The sequence below is a fragment of the Streptomyces sp. TRM49041 genome, from assembly GCF_008271805.1.
In the GTDB taxonomy this organism is placed as follows: domain Bacteria; phylum Actinomycetota; class Actinomycetes; order Streptomycetales; family Streptomycetaceae; genus Streptomyces.
In genome coordinates, this window is record NZ_VSRY01000086.1 from 30,053 (window position 1) to 48,925 (window position 18,873).

General features: G+C 72.5%; 21 protein-coding genes. 11 read left to right on the plus strand and 10 right to left on the minus strand.

Features of this window, described 5'->3' with window-relative positions; translation table 11 throughout:
- Positions 1-12: 12 nt before the first annotated feature.
- The 4 genes from FVS66_RS06725 to amaP are packed head-to-tail and all read left to right on the plus strand — an operon-like array spanning position 13 to position 1,698.
- Positions 13-204: a hypothetical protein gene (locus FVS66_RS06725; RefSeq protein ID WP_149180071.1), complete on the plus strand. Its 192-nt coding sequence runs from the start codon at positions 13-15 to the stop codon at positions 202-204.
- Complete coding sequence (locus FVS66_RS06730; protein ID WP_149180072.1) at positions 201-563, plus strand: hypothetical protein; 363 nt, start codon at positions 201-203, stop codon at positions 561-563. The genes FVS66_RS06725 and FVS66_RS06730 overlap by 4 nt, the downstream gene beginning before the upstream one ends.
- Positions 560-1,141, plus strand: coding sequence for a DUF6286 domain-containing protein (locus FVS66_RS06735; protein WP_187645413.1), 582 nt, complete (start codon positions 560-562; stop codon positions 1,139-1,141). The genes FVS66_RS06730 and FVS66_RS06735 overlap by 4 nt, the downstream gene beginning before the upstream one ends.
- Positions 1,138-1,698, plus strand: a complete 561-nt coding sequence (amaP, locus tag FVS66_RS06740) for an alkaline shock response membrane anchor protein AmaP (RefSeq protein ID WP_187645414.1) — start codon at positions 1,138-1,140, stop codon at positions 1,696-1,698. The genes FVS66_RS06735 and amaP overlap by 4 nt, the downstream gene beginning before the upstream one ends.
- 333 nt (positions 1,699-2,031) lie before the next feature.
- Here amaP and FVS66_RS06745 read toward each other — a convergent pair whose 3' ends face one another.
- From FVS66_RS06745 to FVS66_RS06765, 5 genes are all read right to left on the minus strand, one after another.
- A complete protein-coding gene (locus FVS66_RS06745) occupies positions 2,032-2,787 on the minus strand; it encodes an SDR family oxidoreductase (RefSeq protein WP_149180074.1) in 756 nt (251 codons plus the stop codon).
- Positions 2,788-2,791: 4 nt separating this feature from the next.
- A complete protein-coding gene (locus tag FVS66_RS06750) occupies positions 2,792-4,576 on the minus strand; it encodes a glycoside hydrolase family 15 protein (protein WP_149180075.1) in 1,785 nt (594 codons plus the stop codon).
- A gap of 34 nt (positions 4,577-4,610) precedes the next feature.
- On the minus strand, positions 4,611-5,426 hold the full coding sequence (locus FVS66_RS06755) for an SURF1 family protein (RefSeq protein ID WP_149180076.1): 816 nt from the start codon (positions 5,424-5,426) through the stop codon (positions 4,611-4,613).
- 81 nt (positions 5,427-5,507) lie between these two features.
- Positions 5,508-5,741 (minus strand): hypothetical protein, encoded by a 234-nt coding sequence (locus FVS66_RS06760; RefSeq protein WP_149180077.1) that lies wholly within the window; start codon positions 5,739-5,741, stop codon positions 5,508-5,510.
- A gap of 80 nt (positions 5,742-5,821) precedes the next feature.
- A complete protein-coding gene (locus FVS66_RS06765; protein WP_149180078.1) occupies positions 5,822-6,802 on the minus strand; it encodes a DEDDh family exonuclease in 981 nt (326 codons plus the stop codon).
- Positions 6,803-7,342: 540 nt separating this feature from the next.
- Between FVS66_RS06765 and FVS66_RS06770 the strand changes: the two genes are divergently transcribed.
- The 3 genes from FVS66_RS06770 to FVS66_RS06780 all read left to right on the plus strand — a co-directional run bounded on the left by FVS66_RS06770 (position 7,343) and on the right by FVS66_RS06780 (position 9,743).
- Complete coding sequence (locus FVS66_RS06770; RefSeq protein ID WP_149180118.1) at positions 7,343-8,050, plus strand: VIT family protein; 708 nt, start codon at positions 7,343-7,345, stop codon at positions 8,048-8,050.
- A 101-nt stretch (positions 8,051-8,151) separates the two neighbouring features.
- Complete coding sequence (locus FVS66_RS06775) at positions 8,152-9,033, plus strand: sterol desaturase family protein (RefSeq protein WP_149180079.1); 882 nt, start codon at positions 8,152-8,154, stop codon at positions 9,031-9,033.
- The gene (locus FVS66_RS06780) at positions 9,030-9,743 is read left to right on the plus strand and encodes a lysoplasmalogenase (RefSeq protein WP_149180080.1); all 714 of its coding nucleotides are present in this window, start codon (positions 9,030-9,032) and stop codon (positions 9,741-9,743) included. Before FVS66_RS06775 ends, FVS66_RS06780 begins: the two co-directional genes overlap by 4 nt.
- Here the strand turns inward: FVS66_RS06780 and FVS66_RS06785 are convergent.
- Positions 9,664-11,046, minus strand: coding sequence for a CoA transferase (locus FVS66_RS06785; RefSeq protein ID WP_149180081.1), 1,383 nt, complete (start codon positions 11,044-11,046; stop codon positions 9,664-9,666). The two genes, FVS66_RS06780 and FVS66_RS06785, sit on opposite strands and share 80 nt — an antisense overlap.
- Before the next feature lie 116 nt (positions 11,047-11,162).
- Positions 11,163-12,695 carry a S8 family serine peptidase gene (locus tag FVS66_RS06790; protein WP_149180082.1) on the minus strand — a complete coding sequence of 511 codons (1,533 nt, stop codon included), beginning with the start codon at positions 12,693-12,695 and terminating at the stop codon, positions 11,163-11,165.
- 248 nt (positions 12,696-12,943) lie between these two features.
- On the opposite strand from FVS66_RS06790, the gene FVS66_RS06795 reads away from it, so the two are divergent.
- The 3 genes from FVS66_RS06795 to moaA all read left to right on the plus strand — a co-directional run bounded on the left by FVS66_RS06795 (position 12,944) and on the right by moaA (position 16,108).
- The gene (locus tag FVS66_RS06795) at positions 12,944-13,345 is read left to right on the plus strand and encodes a DUF485 domain-containing protein (protein WP_149180083.1); all 402 of its coding nucleotides are present in this window, start codon (positions 12,944-12,946) and stop codon (positions 13,343-13,345) included.
- Entirely contained in the window at positions 13,342-14,958 is a 1,617-nt protein-coding gene (locus tag FVS66_RS06800) for a cation acetate symporter (protein WP_149180084.1), read from the plus strand. The genes FVS66_RS06795 and FVS66_RS06800 overlap by 4 nt, the downstream gene beginning before the upstream one ends.
- Positions 14,959-15,118: 160 nt before the next feature.
- Positions 15,119-16,108: a GTP 3',8-cyclase MoaA gene (gene moaA, locus FVS66_RS06805; RefSeq protein ID WP_222946902.1), complete on the plus strand. Its 990-nt coding sequence runs from the start codon at positions 15,119-15,121 to the stop codon at positions 16,106-16,108.
- Between the two features lie 54 nt (positions 16,109-16,162).
- On the opposite strand, the gene FVS66_RS06810 is transcribed toward moaA, so the two are convergent.
- Positions 16,163-16,387 (minus strand): hypothetical protein, encoded by a 225-nt coding sequence (locus tag FVS66_RS06810; RefSeq protein WP_149180086.1) that lies wholly within the window; start codon positions 16,385-16,387, stop codon positions 16,163-16,165.
- Between the two features lie 226 nt (positions 16,388-16,613).
- The gene (locus FVS66_RS06815) at positions 16,614-17,048 is read right to left on the minus strand and encodes a DUF3099 domain-containing protein (RefSeq protein WP_149180087.1); all 435 of its coding nucleotides are present in this window, start codon (positions 17,046-17,048) and stop codon (positions 16,614-16,616) included.
- A 204-nt stretch (positions 17,049-17,252) separates the two neighbouring features.
- On the opposite strand from FVS66_RS06815, the gene FVS66_RS06820 reads away from it, so the two are divergent.
- Complete coding sequence (locus tag FVS66_RS06820; protein ID WP_149180088.1) at positions 17,253-17,525, plus strand: GlsB/YeaQ/YmgE family stress response membrane protein; 273 nt, start codon at positions 17,253-17,255, stop codon at positions 17,523-17,525.
- 73 nt (positions 17,526-17,598) lie between these two features.
- On the opposite strand, the gene tyrS is transcribed toward FVS66_RS06820, so the two are convergent.
- Complete coding sequence (tyrS, locus tag FVS66_RS06825) at positions 17,599-18,867, minus strand: tyrosine--tRNA ligase (RefSeq protein ID WP_149180089.1); 1,269 nt, start codon at positions 18,865-18,867, stop codon at positions 17,599-17,601.
- Positions 18,868-18,873: the final 6 nt, after the last annotated feature.

Sequence of the window (18,873 nt, forward strand, 5' to 3'; positions counted from 1 at the left end):
GAGGAGCGCATCATGAGTATGGCGCCGATCGGCCTGCTGGCCGGCATGGCCCTCGGCTTCGCCGGATACTTCGGCGGGTTCGGGGCGTTTCTGCTCGTCGCGGCGTTGGGCGCGATCGGCTTCGTGGTCGGTCGCTATCTCGACGGTGACCTGGAACCCGGCGACCTGCTGCGCGGCCGTGACCGCGGCGACCGGCTTCGGTGACGGCGGTGGCGGCCGTGGGCAGGGTCGAACCGGGCGAGCGCGGGGCGACCGCGATCGCCGACCGCGTCATCGCGAAGATCGCCGCCCAGGCGGCCCGTGAGGCCCTCGCCGCCGTGTTCCCCCCGGATGCCGGCGCGCCGCACGCCACGGTCGTCGTCCACCGGGACAGCGCCCGTGTCCGGGTCGTCGTGGAACTCGCGTACCCCTCCGACATCGGCGGCCAGTGCAGCGCCGTCCGCCGCCAGGTCACCCACCGGGTCAAGGACCTGGCGGGCATGGACGTACCAGAGGTCGCGGTCCACGTGGAGCGGCTCCACACCGCTTACGAGCGCGACGGGCAGGGCGGGAGGATCCGGTGACCGAGCAGGGCCCGCCGCCCGAGCGGCACCCGTCGGCCGAGCACCGCTTCTGGTCGGCGCGCCGCGTGCCCGCCGCGCTGGTCGCGGCCGTGGTCGTCGCCGGCGCCGGGCTGCTCCTGTACGACCTCGCGGCCGTACGGGTGGACCGGCCCGGCATGCGCTGGCGCCGCGCCCTTGCCGACGAACTGGCCACCCGCCCGCTGGACGACCCCTGGATGCTCTCGGGCGCCGGCGCGGCTGCGGTGCTCGGCGTCTGGCTGCTGGTGCTGGCCGTCACGCCCGGGATGCGGGCGGTCCTGCCGATGCGGCGCGGCACGGCGTCCGTACGGGCCGGGCTGGACCGGGACGCGGTGGCGCTGGTTCTGCGGGACAGGGCCATGGACGTGCCGGGCGTGAGAGCCGTACGGGTCCGGGCCCGTCGGTCCGGCGTCGTGGTGCGGGCCGTGTCCCACTTCCGGGACCTCGCCGACGTACGGGCCGACCTGGAGGGCGCGCTGCGGGCCGGCGTCGACGAGCTGGGGCTGGCCCGGCCGCCCGACGTGTCCGTACAGGTCACCCGTCCGGGCCGGAAGGGGTGAGGGCGGTGCTGCGCGGCGTCAACCGGGTGCTGATCGGCCTGGCCGGGGGCCTCCTGCTCGGCGCGGGCCTCGCCGTGCTGGCGTCCGGGCTGTGGACCGACCCGGACGCCGTACTGCTCAGCGACGCCGCGCGGGCACGGTGGCGGGACCGGGGCTGGTGGTGGCCCGCGGTACTCGGCGGCCTCGTGGTGCTGGTGCTGTCGGCCCTCGGCTGGCTGCTGGCCCAGCTGCGCCGGTCCCGCACCCTCGAGGTGCTGGTCGACACCGCCGACGGGGACGACGCGTCGCTGCGCGGGCGTGCCCTGGAGGCTGCCATGGAGGCCGAGGCGGAGGCGGTACGGGGCGTGGCGCACGCGCACGTCCGGCTCACCGGCAACGCGGCGGAGCCGAGGGCGCACCTGTCCGTCCTAGTGGAGCCGGACGCGTCCCCGGAAATGACGCTGGACGCCCTGACCCACGAGATCCTGGCCCACGCACGCGACTCCGCCGGTCTGGGCCGCCTCCCCGCCGAACTCCGCATCAGAGCGGCCCACCACCGGCCTCGCCGCGTGCTCTGACCCGCACCGCACCGGTGCGCACCCCTCTGGTCGGGGCGCCGTCCCTTTGTGCCCACCCTCCCGCGAGCTGCGGAACGCCTCCCCACGACGCCGACGGACCGGCCCCCGCCCCGGCTGAGGCGCCCCCACCAGCGGGAGGGCGGGTCGCCCCGAGCGCGGACGGCCCGCAGTCGCCCACCCACCACGGGACCGCTCCGGCGGCTTGGGCGGGCATCGCGCACATGGGAGGGCGCTGACGCCGGTTCGTCTGCGGGCGGCGTTCCGCGGGGCGACGCGGGTGCCCCTGGGGTACGTCCGGGCGGAAGCCCGCCCCACCCCGCCGCGGGCGGTGGGTCAGAAGCCGTGGCGGGCGCCCCCGTCGACGGGGAGCATCACCCCGGTCAGATACGACGCGGCGGGGGACAGCAGGAAAGCCGCCGTCGTGCCGAACTCGTCCGGCGTGCCGTAGCGCCGCAGGGGAATCCGCGCCTCGTTGGCCGCGCGCGCGGCGGCCGCGTCGCCGGACAGGGCGTCCAGTTCCCGTACCCGGTCCGTGTCGATGCGGGACGGCAGCAGGCCCACCACACGGATGCCACGCGGGCCCAGCTCGTCCGCCAGGGACTTGGCGAAGCCCGCGAGGCCCGGGCGGAGGCCGTTGGAGATGGTCAGGCCCGGGATCGGCTCGTGCACGGAGCCGGACAGGACGAAGCCGATGACCCCGCCCTCCGTCAGCGCGGCCGCCGCGGCGCGGGCCATGCGTACCGCGCCCATGTACACCGTGTCGAACGCCGCCTGCCACTGCTCGTCGGTGTTGTCCGCCGCCCAGCCGGGCGCCGGCCCGCCGACGCTGACGAGGACGCCGTCGAACCCGCCGAAGTGCGACCGCGCGGCGGCGACGAGCCGGTCGGCGGCGGCCGGGTCGGAGTTGTCCGCGGCCACCGCGACCGCGTTCGGGCCGAGCTCGGTGGCGGCGTCCACGACCGCCTTCTCGTCGCGCGCGGACACGACGACCTTCGCGCCCTCCGCCACCAGCGCCTTCGCGGCGGCGTGCCCCAGGCCACGGGACGCGCCCGTCACGACGTACACACGGTCCTCAAGTCCAAGATCCATGGGCCTATCCTGCCGCCTCCCCCGGCGCCAGCGCGAGGGCGGTCGCCACCAGTCCGACATGGCTGAACGCCTGCGGGAAGTTGCCCAGCTGCCTCCGCGCCACCGGGTCGTACTCCTCCGCCAGCAGGCCGACGTCGTTGCGCACCGCCAGGAGCCGCGCGAACAGCTCCCGCGCCTCGTCCGTACGGCCCATCATGCGCAGCACGTCCACCATCCAGAAGGAGCAGGCGAGAAACGTTCCTTCCCCGCCGGGAAGCCCGTCGACCGCGATCCCGTCTGTGCCGTACCGGCGGATGAACCCCTGGTGGCTCAGTTCCGAGAGCACCGCGTCCACCGTGCCCACCACCCGCGGATCGTCCACCGGCAGGAAGCCGGTCCGCGGGATCAGCAGCGTCGCCGCGTCCAGCTCCGCCGAGCCGTACGACTGCGTGAACGTGTTCCGCACCGGGTCGTAGCCCCGCTCGCACACCTCCCGGTGCACCTCGTCCCGCATGGCCCGCCACCGCGCCACGTCGCCCGGCAGCGTCGGGTCCCGCTCCAGCGTCCGCACGGCACGGTCGGCCGCCACCCACGCCATGACCTTGGAGTGCACGAAGTGGCGGCGCGGCCCCCGGACCTCCCACAGGCCCTCGTCCGGCTGACGCCATGTCGACTCCAGGAACCCCAGCAGGCTCAGCTGCAGCGCCCACGCCTGCCGCTGCGGCGGCATCCCCGCCTCCCGCGCCAGGCACAGCGAGTCCATGACCTCGCCGTACACGTCGAGCTGCAGCTGCTGCACGGCGGCGTTGCCGATCCGCACGGGCCGTGCGCCCCCGTAGCCGCGCAGCCACGGCAACTCCGTCTCCGGCAGCCGCCGCTCGCCCGCGAGGCCGTACATGACCTGAAGGTCCGCCGGGTCGCCCGCCACCGCCCGCAGCAGCCAGTCCCGCCACCGCGCGGCCTCCTCCACGTAGCCGGCGGACAGCAGCGCCCGCAGGGTCATCGTCGAGTCGCGCAGCCAGCAGAAGCGGTAGTCCCAGTTCCGTACGCCGCCGATCTCCTCCGGCAGCGACGTGGTCGCGGCGGCGACGATCCCGCCCGTCGGCGCGTACGTCAGGGCCTTCAGCGTGATGAGGGACCGCATCACCGCCTCCCGGTAGGGCCCCTCGTAGGTGCACAGCGCCGACCAGGACTTCCAGTCCTCCAGCGTGTGCTCCAGCGCCTCGTGCGGTTCGACGAGCGGCGGGCGCGGCTCGTGGGAGGGGTGCCAGGTGAGACAGAAGGCCACCTTCTCGCCGGCGCTCACGGTGAATGACGAGCAGGTGCTGTACTGCTGACCCCACGTCTTGACCTGCGGTTCGCTGCGCAGCCATACGGAGTCGGGGCCCGCGATCGCCACCCGGTGGCCGTCCGTCCGCCGTATCCACGGCACGATCGACCCGTAGTCGAAGCGGAGCCGCAGCACGGCGGACATCTCCACCCGGCCGCTCACACCCTCCACGATCCGCATCACATCGGGGGCGCGGTCGCGCTGCGGCATGAAGTCGACGACCCGCACCGTGCCGGTGCGGGTCTCCCACACGGACTCCAGGACCAGGGACTCACCCACATAGCTTCGCCGGGTGCACGTACGCGCACCCGCGGGCGCGATCCGCCAGTGGCCGTTGTTCTCGTCGCCCAGCAGCGCCGCGAAACAGGCCCCGGAGTCGAACCGCGGCAGACAGAGCCAGTCGATCGAACCGTCCCTGCCCACGAGAGCGGCGGTCTGCAGATCGCCGATGAGGGCATAGTCCTCGATACGTTGGGTCACGCCTTGGCGTGTTCCCGCACCGGAGAATCGTCAATCAGTCGATGGCGTTGGTCGCCGGTTCCGGCGCGGCCACCGTGTCCTTCCGGCCGACGGCCTCGGCGGCGGCCGCGGCCCGGTCGCGCCGCTCGCGGCGGACCAGTACGACCCAGCCGACCGGCACGCCCGCCGCGAACAGCCACCACTGGACCGCGTACGCCATGTGCGCGCCGATCGAGTCGTGGTCGGGGTCCGGGATCAGCTCGGGGGTGTCCCCGGCCGGCTCGGGCGCCGTCTGGTCCAGGTAGCCGCCGAGCACCGGGCGGCCCAGCCGCTCGGCCTGCTGCTCACTGTTGATCAGCATGACCTGGCGCGGCGGCAGGCCCCGCAGGTCCTTGATACCGCTGCCCTCGGTGGTCTGGTCGGCCATGAGCCGGCCGACGACCGTCACCTGTCCTTCGGGCGCGGGCGGCACGTCCGGGTACGACCTCTGGTCCGCCGCGGCCGGGACCCAGCCGCGGTTGACGAGCACGGCCCGCCCGTCGGCGAGGACCAGCGGGGTCAGCACATGCATGCCGACCCGGTCGTCGGCGTTGGTGCGGCGGCGTACGACGACCTCGTTGGCGGTGTCGAACGTGCCGGTCGCGGTGGCATGCCGCCAGAAGTCGGAGCGCGGGACGGTGTGCCCGGGGGAGGTGAGCTCCGTCACGGGGACGGGCTCGGCCCTCAGGTTGTCCGCGATCAGGGCGTTCTGGGTGACACGGCGCTCATGCCGGTGGAACTGCCAGAAGCCCAGCTCGACCATCACGGGGATGAGGACGAGGGCGACGAGGGTGAGGATCACCCACTGCCGGGACAACAGGAAGCGGTACACCCCACGACGGTACCTCCGGCCCCGTCGGACGACGCCCCCGGGGCGCGCCTTCGCGCGCGGCCGGCCTTCGGCCCCGGCGGCTCACACCCTGTCGACGATCCCCACCATGCCCTCCGAACGGGCACAGTGCGCACCGCAGTACCAGTGGCCGTCGGCCTCGACGCCCTGGCCGATGATCTGGACCCGGCAGTGCTCACAGATGGGCGCCATGCGGTGGATGGCGCAGGAGAAGCAGTCGAAGACGTGCACGGCGCCCTGCGCGTGCACCTCGAAGGACATCCCGTAGTCGTTTCCGCAGACCTCACAACGTGCCATGCGCCACAGGGTGCGGGGCGCGGCCCCCGGAAGCGGCGGCGGCACGCCCGGCCGTCACCCGTTCGACCGGGACCGCGGGCTCACTCGTCGGCCGGGGCGACATCACGGAGCAGCTGGGTGAACGCGGCCTCGTCGACGACGGGTGTGCCGAACGCCTTGGCCTTGACCAGCTTCGACGTGCCCGCGTGCGGATCGTTGGTGACGAGGAGGCTCGTCAGCCGCGAGACGCTGGTCGCGATGTGCAGGCCCGCCTCGACGGCGCGGTCCTCCAACAGCTCCCGCTCGATGGACGTGTCGCCGGAGAACGCCACGCGCATGCCCTGCTTGAGCGGTTTGTCCGACTCGTACCGCCCGGGGTTCGGGTACGGGCACGCCGGCCGCTTCCTCGACGGGCGCCAGCCGCCCGGCCGGTACGACGCCTGACGGCCGATCCGGGGCGTACCCGCCGCCGGGGGTGCCGACCACTCGGTGAGCGGACGGCATTCCAGGAGCGGCAGCCGCACCCCCCGCTCGGCGGCCGTGCGGAGGCTCGGCCGGAACGCCTCGGCCAGTACGCGCGCGTCGTCCAGCGCGTGGTGCGCGCGGCGCTGTTCCACGCCGAAGTGAGCGGCCAGCGACTCCAGCTTCATATTGGGCAGCGGCAGGCCCAGCTCCTTGGCCAGCGCGATGGTGCACAGCCGCTGCCGCACCGGTGCGGTGCGCTCCGCGCGGGCGTACTCGCGGGAGATCATCGACCAGTCGAAGAACGCGTTGTGCGCGACGAGCACGCGGCCGTCGAGCCGCGCAGAGAACTCCGCGGCCACGTCGGGGAAGAGGGGCGCGCCCTCCAGCACGTCACTCGTCAGTCCATGGATCCACACCGGCCCCGGGTCACGCTCAGGGTTGACCAGCGTGTACCAGTGGTCCTCCACCTCGCCCTGCGCGTCCAGCCGGTAGACGGCGGCCGACACTATCCGGTCGTGCGCGGAGAGCCCGGTGGTCTCGACGTCGACGACCGCGTACCCCTGCGGGTAGGCGGTCGGCCACGCTGCTGCTGTCGTACGGTCGTCGAGCATGGTCATTGAGAATAGAGGCCGCCACCGACAGCCCCGGAGCCGGGCGTCCCCACCGGGCGCCGTGTTGACGCGTCGGCCGGGCGACGCGACGAGGTCCCCGGCCGCCGGCCGCACGCCGGCGCCCTGGCCGCTGCTCCGGGGCCGGGACGGCGAGCGCGGCGGTCCGGTGGCGGACGCGTGTCGTCGACCGTGTACGGGTGGCTCGCCCGCCCGCGCGGGAGGAACACCCGCCGCTCACCCGGAGGATGACGCACCCGCAGCCGCGGTCATGCCCTCCATCCGCACACGCGCGGCAACCGGCCCGGGCGGCGGACCCGTTCGCCGGGGCGCTGGGGATCCGGACTGCCCGGGAGCGGCGGGCGTGCCCCCGAACGGGTGAAGGGCCGCCCCGGCGCGCTTCCACGCGACCGGCGCCGCGGCCCGCCCTCCAACGGCGCCCCGGCGGGCAGGCCGTCCGGCGGGGTCGTGCGGTGGCGTGCCTGCGCCGATCGAGCAGCGCGCCGTTTCGCGGTGGTCCGGCTCGGGGGTGAGACGCTCGGCTGCGTGATGGAACCGACACCGCACGAGCCGCACGAGGGGCCGCTCGGGGTCCGGCTCAACTGGCTTCGGGCCGCCGTGCTCGGCGCGAACGACGGCATCGTCTCGACGGCCGGCCTCGTCGTGGGTGTCGCGGGGGCCACCACCGACCGGTCCACGCTGCTGACCGCAGGGCTCGCGGGGCTGCTGGCCGGGTCGATGTCGATGGCGGTCGGGGAGTACGTCTCCGTCTCCACTCAGCGCGACTCCGAGAAGGCCGCGCTCGCCGTGGAACGGCGCGAGCTCCGTGATCAGCCGGAGGCCGAACTCGACGAGCTCACCGGCCTGCTGGCCGCCCGCGGCCTGAGCCCGGAGGTCGCCCGCGAGGCGGCGGAGCAGCTGACGGAGCGGGACGCGCTCCGGGCCCACGCGCGCGTGGAGCTGGGCATCGACCCGGACGAGCTGACGAACCCCTGGCACGCGGCGGCCGCCAGCTTCCTCGCGTTCACGGTCGGCGCGCTGCTGCCGCTGCTCGCCATGGTGCTCCCGCCCGCGTCCGCCCGGTTGTGGGTCACCGTCCTGTCGGTCCTGGCCGCCCTGACGCTGACGGGCTGGTGGAGCGCCCGCCTGGGCGCCGCCCCGGCCCGGCCCGCGATGGTGCGGGTGGTCGGTGGGGGAGCGGTGGCCATGGCCGTGACGTACACGGCGGGGTCGTTGCTGGGGGCGGCGGGGGTGTAGCCCGTTGGCGGATGTCGCCAAAAGTCGCTGACAATCCGTCTCGCATACTTGTCGGTAACCACCTCTAGCCCTGGCCCGACACCCGGCTCTACGGTGCTCGCATGCCGCCGAACCTGCCCGATGTCGTGCTGTGGTCGATACCCGCCTTCGTCCTGCTCACCGTCCTGGAGATCGTCAGTTACCGGCTGCATCCCGACGAGGACGCCGCCGGCTACGAGGTCAAGGACGCCGCCACCAGCATCGGCATGGGGCTCGGCAGCCTCGTCTTCGATCTCCTCTGGAAGATCCCGATCGTCGCCGTCTACCTGGCGGTGTACGAACTGACCCCCGCGCGCGTCCCCGTGCTGTGGTGGACCGTCCCGCTGATGCTCCTCGCCCAGGACTTCTTCTACTACTGGTCCCACCGCGGCCACCATGTCATCCGCCTCCTGTGGGCCTGTCACGTCGTCCACCACTCCAGCCGCAGGTTCAACCTCTCCACCGCGCTGCGGCAGCCGTGGACCACCTGGACCGTGTGGCCGTTCTACCTGCCGCTCATCGCGTGCGGGGTGCACCCGGCCGCGCTGGCCTTCTGCTCGTCGGCCAACCTCGTCTACCAGTTCTGGGTCCACACGGAGCGGATCGGCAAGCTGCCGCGCCCCTTCGAGTACGTGCTGAACACCCCCTCACACCACCGCGTCCACCACGCCTCCCAAGGCAGCTACCTGGACCGCAACTTCGGCGGCATCCTCATCGTCTGGGACCGCCTGTTCGGCACGTTCACACCGGAGACCGAGCGACCGGTGTACGGGCTGACCAAGAACATCGACACGTACAACCCGCTGCGCGTCGCCACCCACGAGTACCTGGCCATCGCCCGGGACCTGCGGACCGCCCGGTCGTGGCGGGAGCGCGCGGGGCGGCTCTTCCGGGGGCCCGGCTGGCAGCCGCGGCCCAAGGGCCTGCCCGGTGAGACGGCGGCGGCACCGGAGCGCGTCGCGTGAGCCGCGTGGGGGACCCGGGCGAGCGCGCCCGCCCCAGGGCCCGCGCCGCCCGGCTCCTGTCGGCCGCCTTCGCGACGGCCGTCGCCGCCGACCTGGTGGCACTGCTCGCCGGCTCGGAGTTCGGCCACGCGGCCGCCAAGCCGCTGCTGATGCCGCTGCTCGCGGCGTACGCGGCCGTGCGCGGCGCGCCTCGCCCGCTGCTGGTCGCGCTCCTCTTCGGCTGGGGCGGCGACGTGTTCCTGCTGTCCGACGCCGACTGGGCGTTCCTCGTCGGCATGGGCTCGTTCGCCGCCGGACATGTCTGCTATCTGGCACTCTTCGGCCGCGCCCGTACGTCGCCGGTGCTCGGTGTCTGCTACGGCGCCGCCCTCGTCGCCGTGGTCGCCCTGCTGTGGCCGGACCTCCCCGCCGAGCTGCGCGTCCCGGTCGCCGGGTACTCCCTGCTGCTCACCGCCATGGCGTACCGCGCGAGCGGCCTCGGCCTCGCCGCAGGGGCCGGCGGCGCGCTGTTCCTGCTCTCGGACACCCTCATCGCGACGGGCGTCGCCGACTGGCCCCAGCCCCCGGTCCCCGACTTCTGGATCATGCTCACCTACGCGGCCGCCCAGTACCTCCTGGCCACCGGCGTGCTCAGGAAAGCCAGCGCGGCGCGTCCGCTCCCCAGCGGCCCGGCGGTCGTGTCCAGTCCGTCGGGCCGCCCTCGTACGTGACGGGGGTGCGGGCGTGGCGGAGGCGGCCCAGCGGGGTGTCGCGCTCCAGGAGCCAGGGGCCGGGGGCGTACGAGGGCCCGTGCGACGGCACCTCCTCGGTGGCGAGGTCGTGCGTCAGCCAGTGCGCCGTCCGGGCGAGTGCCGCCTCGGCCAGCCATGTCCCGCCGCCGCTACGGTGACGTTCCGTCAGGGCGCGTAGGACCGCGGCGGCGACCAGGTAGCCGGTGCCGTGGTCGAGGGCCTGCGCCGGGAGGGCGCCCGGAGCGTCGGAGGTGCCTTCGAGCAGAGCGATGCCCGTCGCCGCCTGGACCAGGCTGTCGAAGCCGCGCCGAGTGCCCCACTGCCCGTGCCGGCCCCATGCCGACAGCTGGGCGACCACCAGGCCGGGACGGCGTTCCGCCAGCGCCCCGGGGGTGAGGCCGAACCGGTCGAGCGCGCCCGGACGGTAGCCGGTCACCACCACGTCGGCCCGCGCGAGGAGTTCGTCGAACGTACGCCGGTCCGCGCTCCTCCCCAGATCCAGGAGCGTCGAGCGCTTGCCGAGGCCCGTGTCGTTGTGCGCCTCCTGGCTCTCCGGGAGGTGCGGCGTGTCGACCCGCAGGACGTCCGCGCCCAGCAGCGCCAGCGTGCGCGTGGCGACCGGCCCTGCCAGCACCCGCGTCAGGTCGAGGACCCGCACCCCGGCGCACGGCGACCCGGCCGCACCCGCCGCCGCGGGAACCGGTCCCGGCCCACCGCCCAGCCGCTCCAGCCTCAGGAGCGGTTCGCGGGCCACCAGCGCGCCCTGCTCCCGCGCGGCCCACGCCCCGGTGTCCCGCACGGCGACGGCCAGGCCCCCCGCCCCGTACACGGCGTCCTCCACCTCGACGGCCCGCCGCCCCGCCAGCGCGCCCGCCACGGCGTCGGCGTCCGCGTCGGCCGGCAGCCCCAGGCCGGTCAGCAACCGGGCCCGGTGGTGCGGGTAGTTGGCGTGTGTACGCACCCACCCGTCGGCGGCCCGCCAGAACCGGGACAGCGGCGCGAACCCCTCCCACGCCTGCCCGTCCAGCCGTAGGAACCGCTCGCTGTGGAAGGCCGTGGCCACCGCGCCGTCCTCGATCCGCACCGACGGCACCGGGCCCCCGCCCCGTACCGCGGCGAGCTCGGCGGCCGCCAGCGAGCACACCGCGACCGTCGCGCGGGCCAGCTCCATGACCGGCAGCCGCGCGGGCAGCGCCCCCGGCACCCGGGCGTACGACACCCGCTCCAGCAACGCCGCATCGGCACCCAGTGCCGCCCACGCCTGCGATATCGCCCTGTTCATACTTGAATCATGGCACTGCGTGTCGCTCGAAGTGTAGATCCGGGCGTGAAAGAGCCCGGGCGCACCCTCGCACGCCCGGGCTCTCCCTCCCCAATCAGATGTGCGTCACCGGCTCGTCACCAGCGCACCGCGTCCAGCGCGTCGACCATGCCGGTGCCGTAGAAGCCGTTGTAGCGCTTCCCGCCCTCGCACTCGGCGTCGACCGTGCCGTCGCCGTCGATGTCGTACGGGTTCGTGCACGCCTTGTCGTCGGCCTGCGCGTACAGCAACGCCTTCACCATGCCGGGCGTGGCGTAGGGGTGCTTCGACTTGATGAGCGCCACGACACCCGCGACGTGCGGGGACGCCATCGACGTACCGGCCTTGTAGTTGTAGCCGCCGTTCACGGTGGTCGACAGGATGCGACCGTTGACGGCCGGGCCCTCCGGCGTCTGGTACTCGGTCCGGTCACCGCCCGGGGCGGCGATGTCCACCACACCCAGGCCGTAGTTGGAGAACGATGCCTTCAGGTCCTTCGCGCCGGTCGCCGCGACGGTGACGACGCCGGGCAGCATCGTCGGGATGTCGGGGCACTCGCTCGGGTCGACGACCCGGTCGACGGTCTCGGAGTCGTTCGGGCTGGTGCGGTCCGTGACCGAGTCGGACGCCAGGTCCGTACGGGAGTTGCCGGCCGCGGCGACGTTCACCGCGCCCTTGCGCTCCGCGTACCGGGTGGCGCGCTGCAGGGCCTCGACGAGGGCGCCCTGGTCCGGGTCGTTCTTGCAGTTGTACAGCCACGGGTCGACGTAGTAGCTGTTGTTGGTGACCTCGACGCCGTGCTCGGCCGCCCACATGAAGCCGCAGACGACGGCCTCGGTGTAGAAGTAGCCGTCCGGGTTGGACACCTTGATGCCCGAGACCTTCACACCCGGGGCGACACCGGTCACGCCGACGCCGTTCTTGGCGGCGGCGATCGTACCGGCGACATGGGTGCCGTGGTCGCTCTCACCCGGCGCCGGGCGCCAGGCGCCCTCGCTGGTGTCGGCCTTGCCGGTCACACAGTTGGCGGACGCGGCCCGGTCGAAGTTCGGCGCCAGGTCGGGGTGGGTGTCGTCGACGCCCGTGTCGATGACGGCGACGGTGACTCTGCTGCTGCCGAGGTAGCTCTCATGGGCCTTGTCCGCCTTGATGGCGGGCAGGCTCCACTGCAGCGGCTCCAGCGGGTCCTGGTCGGCGTCCGCCTGCGCGGCGGCCGCGCGGGCCTCCGCCGCGGTGAGCGGTTCCGCGGCCTCGTCGACGTCCGTCGTCGCGACCGGCGACAGCGGGGCGGTGCGCGTCGCACCGGCCGACTGCACACCCTTGACGGCGCGGACGGTCTCCGCGAAGGCCGGGTTCTTCGAGTGGACGACTATGACGCCGATCGCGTCGTAGGACGTCACCACCGTGCCGCCGGCCGCGGCTATCGCCTTCTTGACCGCGGCGGTGTAGCGGCCGCCGTCCGTGTTGACCACATAAGAGAGGTCCGGGCCGTCCGTGGCGACGGCGGCCGGAACATCGTCCGCCTGCGCGGCCGATGCGGCACCCGCCGGCAGAAAGCCGAGCGAGGCCGTGAGCGCCAGACCGACGGGCAGAGCGAGTACGCGCCCGCGCCTGGTTCCCAGATGAGCCATGGGTTCTCCACATCATCCGTGACGTCCGCCCACATACCTGTATGGGCGGGTACATGACGAGTGAAGCTATCGCTGATCATCCCCGCGCAGCAACGAGTTCACGAAGAAAGGCGCGCAAAGGACAGGGGAGGTGAACCGCGTCGCCACGCACTCCGTGACGTTGTCAGGGGAGGGAGCGCAGACGGCTTCCCCGACACCCCGAGGTGAACCTGCCCATGCCCACAGCACCCGCGTCGCGAGGAGTTCCCGTGGCTACCGAAGCACCGCCGCCCCGAGAGGGCGCGGACACCGGCCCCGTCCAGCCCTCGACGGAGTCCTTCGTCGAGACCCAGGAGAGCGCGGAGTTCGGCGAACTCCGCCGGACCTACCGTTCCTTCGCCTTTCCGCTCACCATCGCCTTCATCGCCTGGTACCTGCTCTACGTGCTGCTCTCCAACTACGCGGGCGGCTTCATGGGCACCCAGGTCGTCGGCCACATCAATGTGGCCCTCGTGCTGGGCGTCGCCCAGTTCGTGACCACCTTCCTCATCGCCTGGCTGTACGCGCGGCACGCGGCCGAGAAGCTCGACCCCAAGGCCGACGCCATCAAGGCCCGCATGGAGAACATCGCAAGCACGCAGAACACGCGGCGCGCGGAGGCCGAAGCATGAGCACCACCACCCTCGCCGCCGCGGGCGCGAGCGAACACCGCCCACTGATCATCACTCTGTTCGCCCTCTTCGTCGTGGCCACGCTCTTCATCACCGTGTGGGCCGGCCGCCAGACCAAGAGCGCCGCCGACTTCTACGCCGGCGGCCGCCAGTTCACCGGCTTCCAGAACGGCCTGGCCATCTCCGGCGACTACATGTCCGCCGCGTCGTTCCTCGGCATCGCCGGCGCCATCGCGCTCTTCGGCTACGACGGCTTCCTCTACTCCATCGGTTTCCTGGTCGCCTGGCTGGTGGCCCTGCTGCTGGTCGCCGAGCCACTGCGCAACTCCGGCCGCTTCACGATGGGCGACGTCCTCGCGTACCGGATGCGCCAGCGCCCCGTGCGCACCGCCGCCGGCACGTCCACCATCGTCGTGTCGATCTTCTATCTGCTGGCGCAGATGGCCGGCGCGGGCGTCCTCGTCTCGCTGCTCCTCGGTATCACCAGCGACGCCGGAAAGGTCCTGATCGTCGCGCTGGTCGGCGTACTGATGATCGTCTATGTGACGATCGGCGGCATGAAGGGCACCACCTGGGTGCAGATGGTCAAGGCCGTCCTGCTCATCGCGGGCACCCTGCTCATCACCTTCCTCGTCCTGCTGAAGTTCGACTTCAACATCTCCGACCTGCTCGGCAAGGCCGCCGAGAACAGCGGCCAGGGCGCCGCGTTCCTGGAGCCCGGCCTCAAGTACGGCGTGGACGCCGTGTCGAAGCTGGACTTCATCTCGCTCGGCGTCGCGCTGGTCCTCGGCACCGCCGGCCTGCCGCACATCCTCATCCGCTTCTACACCGTGCCCACCGCCAAGGCCGCCCGTAAATCCGTCAACTGGGCCATCGGCATCATCGGCGGCTTCTACCTGATGACCATCGCGCTCGGCTTCGGCGCCGCCGCCATCGTCGGACCGGCGGAGATCAAGGCGTCCAACCCGGCGGGCAACACCGCCGCGCCGCTGCTCGCCCTGCATATCGGGGGAGCGGACTCGACGGGCGGCGCGATCCTCCTCGCCGTCATCTCGGCGGTCGCCTTCGCGACGATCCTCGCGGTGGTCGCCGGGCTCACCCTCGCCTCCTCGTCGTCCTTCGCGCACGACATCTATGCCAATGTCATCCGCAGGGGGAAGGCCACCGAGCAGGAGGAGGTGCGGGCGGCCCGCTGGGCGACCGTCTTCATCGGCGTCGTGTCCATCGCGCTCGGCGCGCTCGCCCGCGACCTGAACGTCGCCGGTCTCGTCGCTCTGGCCTTCGCGGTCGCCGCCTCCGCGAACCTGCCCACGATCCTCTACAGCCTGTTCTGGAAGCGGTTCACCACCCAGGGCGCCCTGTGGTCCATCTACGGCGGTCTGTTCGCGTCCGTCTTCCTCGTCGTGTTCTCGCCGGTCGTCTCCGGCAAGGCCACCTCGATGTTCCCGGACATGGACTTCGCCTGGTTCCCGCTGGCCAACCCCGGCATCATCTCCATCCCGCTGGGCTTCCTGCTCGGCTGGCTCGGCTCCGTGCTGTCGAAGGACGAGCCGGACAAGGGCAAGTACGCGGAGCTGGAGGTCAAGTCCCTCACCGGTGTCGGAGCGCACTGACCCGCACACCTTACGTAACCGCCGGGGGCCGTGTCGTAGGACCCTACGACACGGCCCCGCCGCTTCCTGGGGCAAACGGCCTCCGGTGATGTCGGTGGGGTCGCGTAGTCTCGTGGGAAGACGGCAGACGACGGCCGGTTCCACCGGGGAGGCGCCAACCGTGCTCATCGACACCTACGGCCGTGTGGCCACGGACCTCCGGGTCTCGCTCACCGACCGGTGCAATCTGCGCTGCACCTACTGCATGCCCGAGGAGGGCCTGCAGTGGCTGGCCAAGCCCGACCTGCTGACCGACGACGAGATCGTCCGGCTCATACGCATCGCCGTCACCCGGCTCGGTGTCACCGAGGTCCGCTTCACCGGCGGAGAGCCGCTCCTGCGCCCGGGCCTCGTCTCCATCGTGGAGCGGTGCGCCGCCCTGGAGCCCCGCCCCAAGATGTCGCTGACCACCAACGGCATAGGTCTCAAGCGGACCGCCACGGCCCTCGAGGCCGCCGGCCTGGACCGGGTCAACGTCTCCCTGGACACGCTGCGCCCCGACGTCTTCAAGACCCTGACCCGCCGCGACCGCCACCATGACGTGCTGGACGGCCTGGCCGCCGCCCGCGAGGCCGGACTCAACCCCGTCAAGGTCAATTCGGTGCTGATGCCCGGGCTGAACGACGACGAGGCCCCCGACCTGCTGGCCTGGGCCGTCGCCAACGACTACGAGCTGCGGTTCATCGAGCAGATGCCGCTCGACGCCCAGCACGGCTGGAAGCGCGACGGCATGATCACCGCCGGGGACATCCTGGAGTCGCTGCGGACCCGCTTCACCCTCACCGCGGAGGCGGACGAGGAGCGCGGCTCGGCGCCCGCCGAGCGCTGGCTCGTCGATGGCGGCCCGCACCGCGTCGGCGTCATCGCCTCCGTCACCCGCCCCTTCTGCCGGGCCTGCGACCGTACCCGGCTCACCGCCGACGGCCAGGTGCGGACCTGCCTGTTCGCCCGCGAGGAGACGGACCTGCGCGGCGCACTCCGCTCGGATGCGCCGGACGAGGAGGTCGCCCGCATCTGGAGGCAGGCGATGTGGGGCAAGAAGGCCGGCTCGGGCCTGGACGACCCCGAGTTCCTCCAGCCGGACCGCCCGATGTCAGCGATCGGCGGCTGAGCCGGGGGCTCTCGGCCGTGCCCGCCCTCGGCCGTGCCCGCCCGCTGCCACTCCCTAGGCCCGGCGGCCCGACTCCCACTCCGCGAGCGTCACCACATCCTTGAGGAAACCGCGCACGCCCAGGAACTGCGACAGGTGCTCCCGGTGCTCGTCGCAGGCCAGCCAGGTCTTGCGGCGGTCCGGGGTGTGCAGCTTCGGGTTGTTCCACGCCAGCACCCACACGGCGTCGGCGCGACATCCCTTGGCGGAACAGATCGGATGGTTGCTCTCGTCGTTCACAGCGCACGTCCCGGAAACCTGTACGAACAAAGGCGACGCCGGGCAGCCACGGGGGGAGCTGCCCGGCGTCGGTCCGTCGCTCCGACGGGGGATGCGGAGCGCCTACGCAGTATGTCACGCGCACCCCGGTGGAGTGCACCGGAACTTCACGATTGATCTGAGCTTTTCTTGAGCTTTGCAGGTCGGCGCCGCGTGGACACTCCTCCACCGCGGCCCGGCCGACTGATCATCTCTGCTCGGAGCGCTGCTCCCGACGGCCCGCCGACACGTCTTCCACGTCTTCCGCCACGGCTTCCGCCCCGTCCTCCGCAGCGCGTTCCGCCGTGTCCTGCGCCGCGTGCTCCGCCTGCGGCTTCGGAGCCTCGATCATCGGGTGCGCCACCGGCGGCCCGGACACGAACGTCGACGGAAGCTTCGGCGCCGTCTCCCGCCCGGCGTTCGCGATCACCACCGCGATGTACGGCAGGATCCCACCGAGGACCAGCGCGACGATCGCCACGTGCCGCTCGACGTTCCACAGGAACGCCGCCGCGATCACCGAGACCGTACGGACCGACATCGAGATCACATAGCGCCGCTGCCGCCCGCGCACATCGTCCGCCAGCCCCTGCCGGGCACCCGTGATCCTGAAGACCTGGGCATCGCCGCCGCGCTTCCGCATCGCGTTCCACCACCGACCTCTGTACCGGCCTCTCCCCGGACCGGACCCTTCTTCCACGGTACGCCCGGGCGGCGCCGCCGCCGGTACCAGGGCCACCGGGCCCGGTAGTACGGATGCCGTACGGGCGACTCCGACATGCGCCGTATGGCCGATGGGCCCAGACTGTCAGGGACTGCTCACGTCGATCCGACCGAGGAGGCAGCCATGGGCTGGTTGTGGGCGATTGTCGTGGGATTCGTGCTGGGTCTCCTGGCGAAGGCCATCCTGCCGGGAAAGCAGCACAGCCCACTGTGGCTGATCACCATCTTCGGCATCATCGGTGGCATCGCAGGCAACGCCATGGCCCGCGGGTTCGGGATCGAGGCGACCCCGGGCATCGACTGGGGCCGGCACGCCCTGCAGGTCGTCGCGGCGGTCGTCCTCGTGGCGCTCGGCGACATGCTGTACGTGTCGGTGGGCAGGCGACAGCGAACCTAGACGACGCGGCCCGGAAGCACGATGCTTCCGGGCCGCGTCGTCTACCAGGCCGTTTCCGTATCCGAGCGGGGGCTCAGCCGGCCTTGACCTCGATCGCCGCAAGGTTCCTCTTGCCCCGGCGCAGCACCAGCCAGCGCCCGTGCAGCAGATCACCGGCGGACACCTCGGCGTCCTCGGCGGTCACCTTCGCGTTGTTCACGTACGCGCCGCCCTCCTTCACCGTTCGCCGCGCCGCCGACTTGCTCGGCGCCAGTCCGACCTCGGTGAACAGGTCCACGACCAGGCCCGGCTCCGCGACCCGCGCGCTCGGCAGCTCCGAGAGCGCCGCCGCGAGCGTCGCCTCGTCCAGCTCCGCCAGGTCGCCCTGGCCGAACAGCGCCTTCGACGCGGCGATCACGGCGGCGCACTGGTCGGCGCCGTGCACCAGCGTCGTCAGCTCCTCCGCCAGCGCGCGCTGCGCCGTCCGGGCCTGCGGCCGCTCCTCGGTGACCTTCTCCAGCTCCTCCAGCTCCGCACGGCTCTTGAAGCTGAGGATCCGCAGGTAGCGCGAGACATCCCGGTCGTCGACGTTCAGCCAGAACTGGTAGAACGCGTACGGCGTGGTCATCTGCGGGTCCAGCCAGACGGCCCCGCCCTCGGTCTTGCCGAACTTGGTGCCGTCCGCCTTCGTCATCAGCGGCGTCGCGATGGCGTGCACGACCGCGTCCGGCTCCAGGCGGTGGATCAGGTCCAGGCCGGCCGTGAGGTTGCCCCACTGGTCGCTGCCGCCCTGCTGGAGGACACAGCCGTACCGTCGGTACAGCTCCAGGAAGTCCATGCCCTGCAGCAGCTGGTACGAGAACTCGGTGTAGCTGATGCCCTGCTCGGACTCCAGGCGCCGCGCCACGGAGTCCTTCGTGAGCATCTTGTTCACGCGGAAGTGCTTGCCGATGTCCCGCAGGAACTCGATCGCGGTCAGGCTCGCGGTCCAGTCCAGGTTGTTCACCATGACCGCCGCGTTCTCGCCCTCGAAGGACAGGAACGGCTCGATCTGGGAACGCAGCCGCCCCACCCACTGGGCGACCGTCTCCGGATCGTTCAGGGTGCGCTCCGCCGTCGGCCGCGGATCACCGATCTGGCCCGTCGCCCCGCCCACCAGCGCCAGCGGCCGGTGCCCGGCCTGCTGGAGCCGGCGGACGGTGAGCACCTGCACCAGATGCCCCACGTGCAGGCTGGGCGCGGTCGGGTCGAAGCCGCAATAGAACGTGACGGGACCGTCCGCGAGAGCCTTGCGCAGTGCGTCCTCGTCGGTGGACTGGGCGAACAGCCCGCGCCACTTCAGCTCGTCGACGATGTCCGTCACGGGTCT

Coding starts and splice junctions, on each gene's coding strand:
- FVS66_RS06725 (WP_149180071.1), top strand. CDS start 13: ATGAGTATGGCGCCGATCGGCCTGCTGGCCGGCATGGCCCTCGGCTTC.
- FVS66_RS06745 (WP_149180074.1), bottom strand. CDS start 2,787: ATGGATCTTGGACTTGAGGACCGTGTGTACGTCGTGACGGGCGCGTCC.
- FVS66_RS06760 (WP_149180077.1), bottom strand. CDS start 5,741: ATGGCACGTTGTGAGGTCTGCGGAAACGACTACGGGATGTCCTTCGAG.
- FVS66_RS06765 (WP_149180078.1), bottom strand. CDS start 6,802: ATGACCATGCTCGACGACCGTACGACAGCAGCAGCGTGGCCGACCGCC.
- FVS66_RS06770 (WP_149180118.1), top strand. CDS start 7,343: ATGGAACCGACACCGCACGAGCCGCACGAGGGGCCGCTCGGGGTCCGG.
- FVS66_RS06775 (WP_149180079.1), top strand. CDS start 8,152: ATGCCGCCGAACCTGCCCGATGTCGTGCTGTGGTCGATACCCGCCTTC.
- FVS66_RS06785 (WP_149180081.1), bottom strand. CDS start 11,046: ATGAACAGGGCGATATCGCAGGCGTGGGCGGCACTGGGTGCCGATGCG.
- FVS66_RS06790 (WP_149180082.1), bottom strand. CDS start 12,695: ATGGCTCATCTGGGAACCAGGCGCGGGCGCGTACTCGCTCTGCCCGTC.
- FVS66_RS06800 (WP_149180084.1), top strand. CDS start 13,342: ATGAGCACCACCACCCTCGCCGCCGCGGGCGCGAGCGAACACCGCCCA.
- FVS66_RS06815 (WP_149180087.1), bottom strand. CDS start 17,048: ATGCGGAAGCGCGGCGGCGATGCCCAGGTCTTCAGGATCACGGGTGCC.
- FVS66_RS06820 (WP_149180088.1), top strand. CDS start 17,253: ATGGGCTGGTTGTGGGCGATTGTCGTGGGATTCGTGCTGGGTCTCCTG.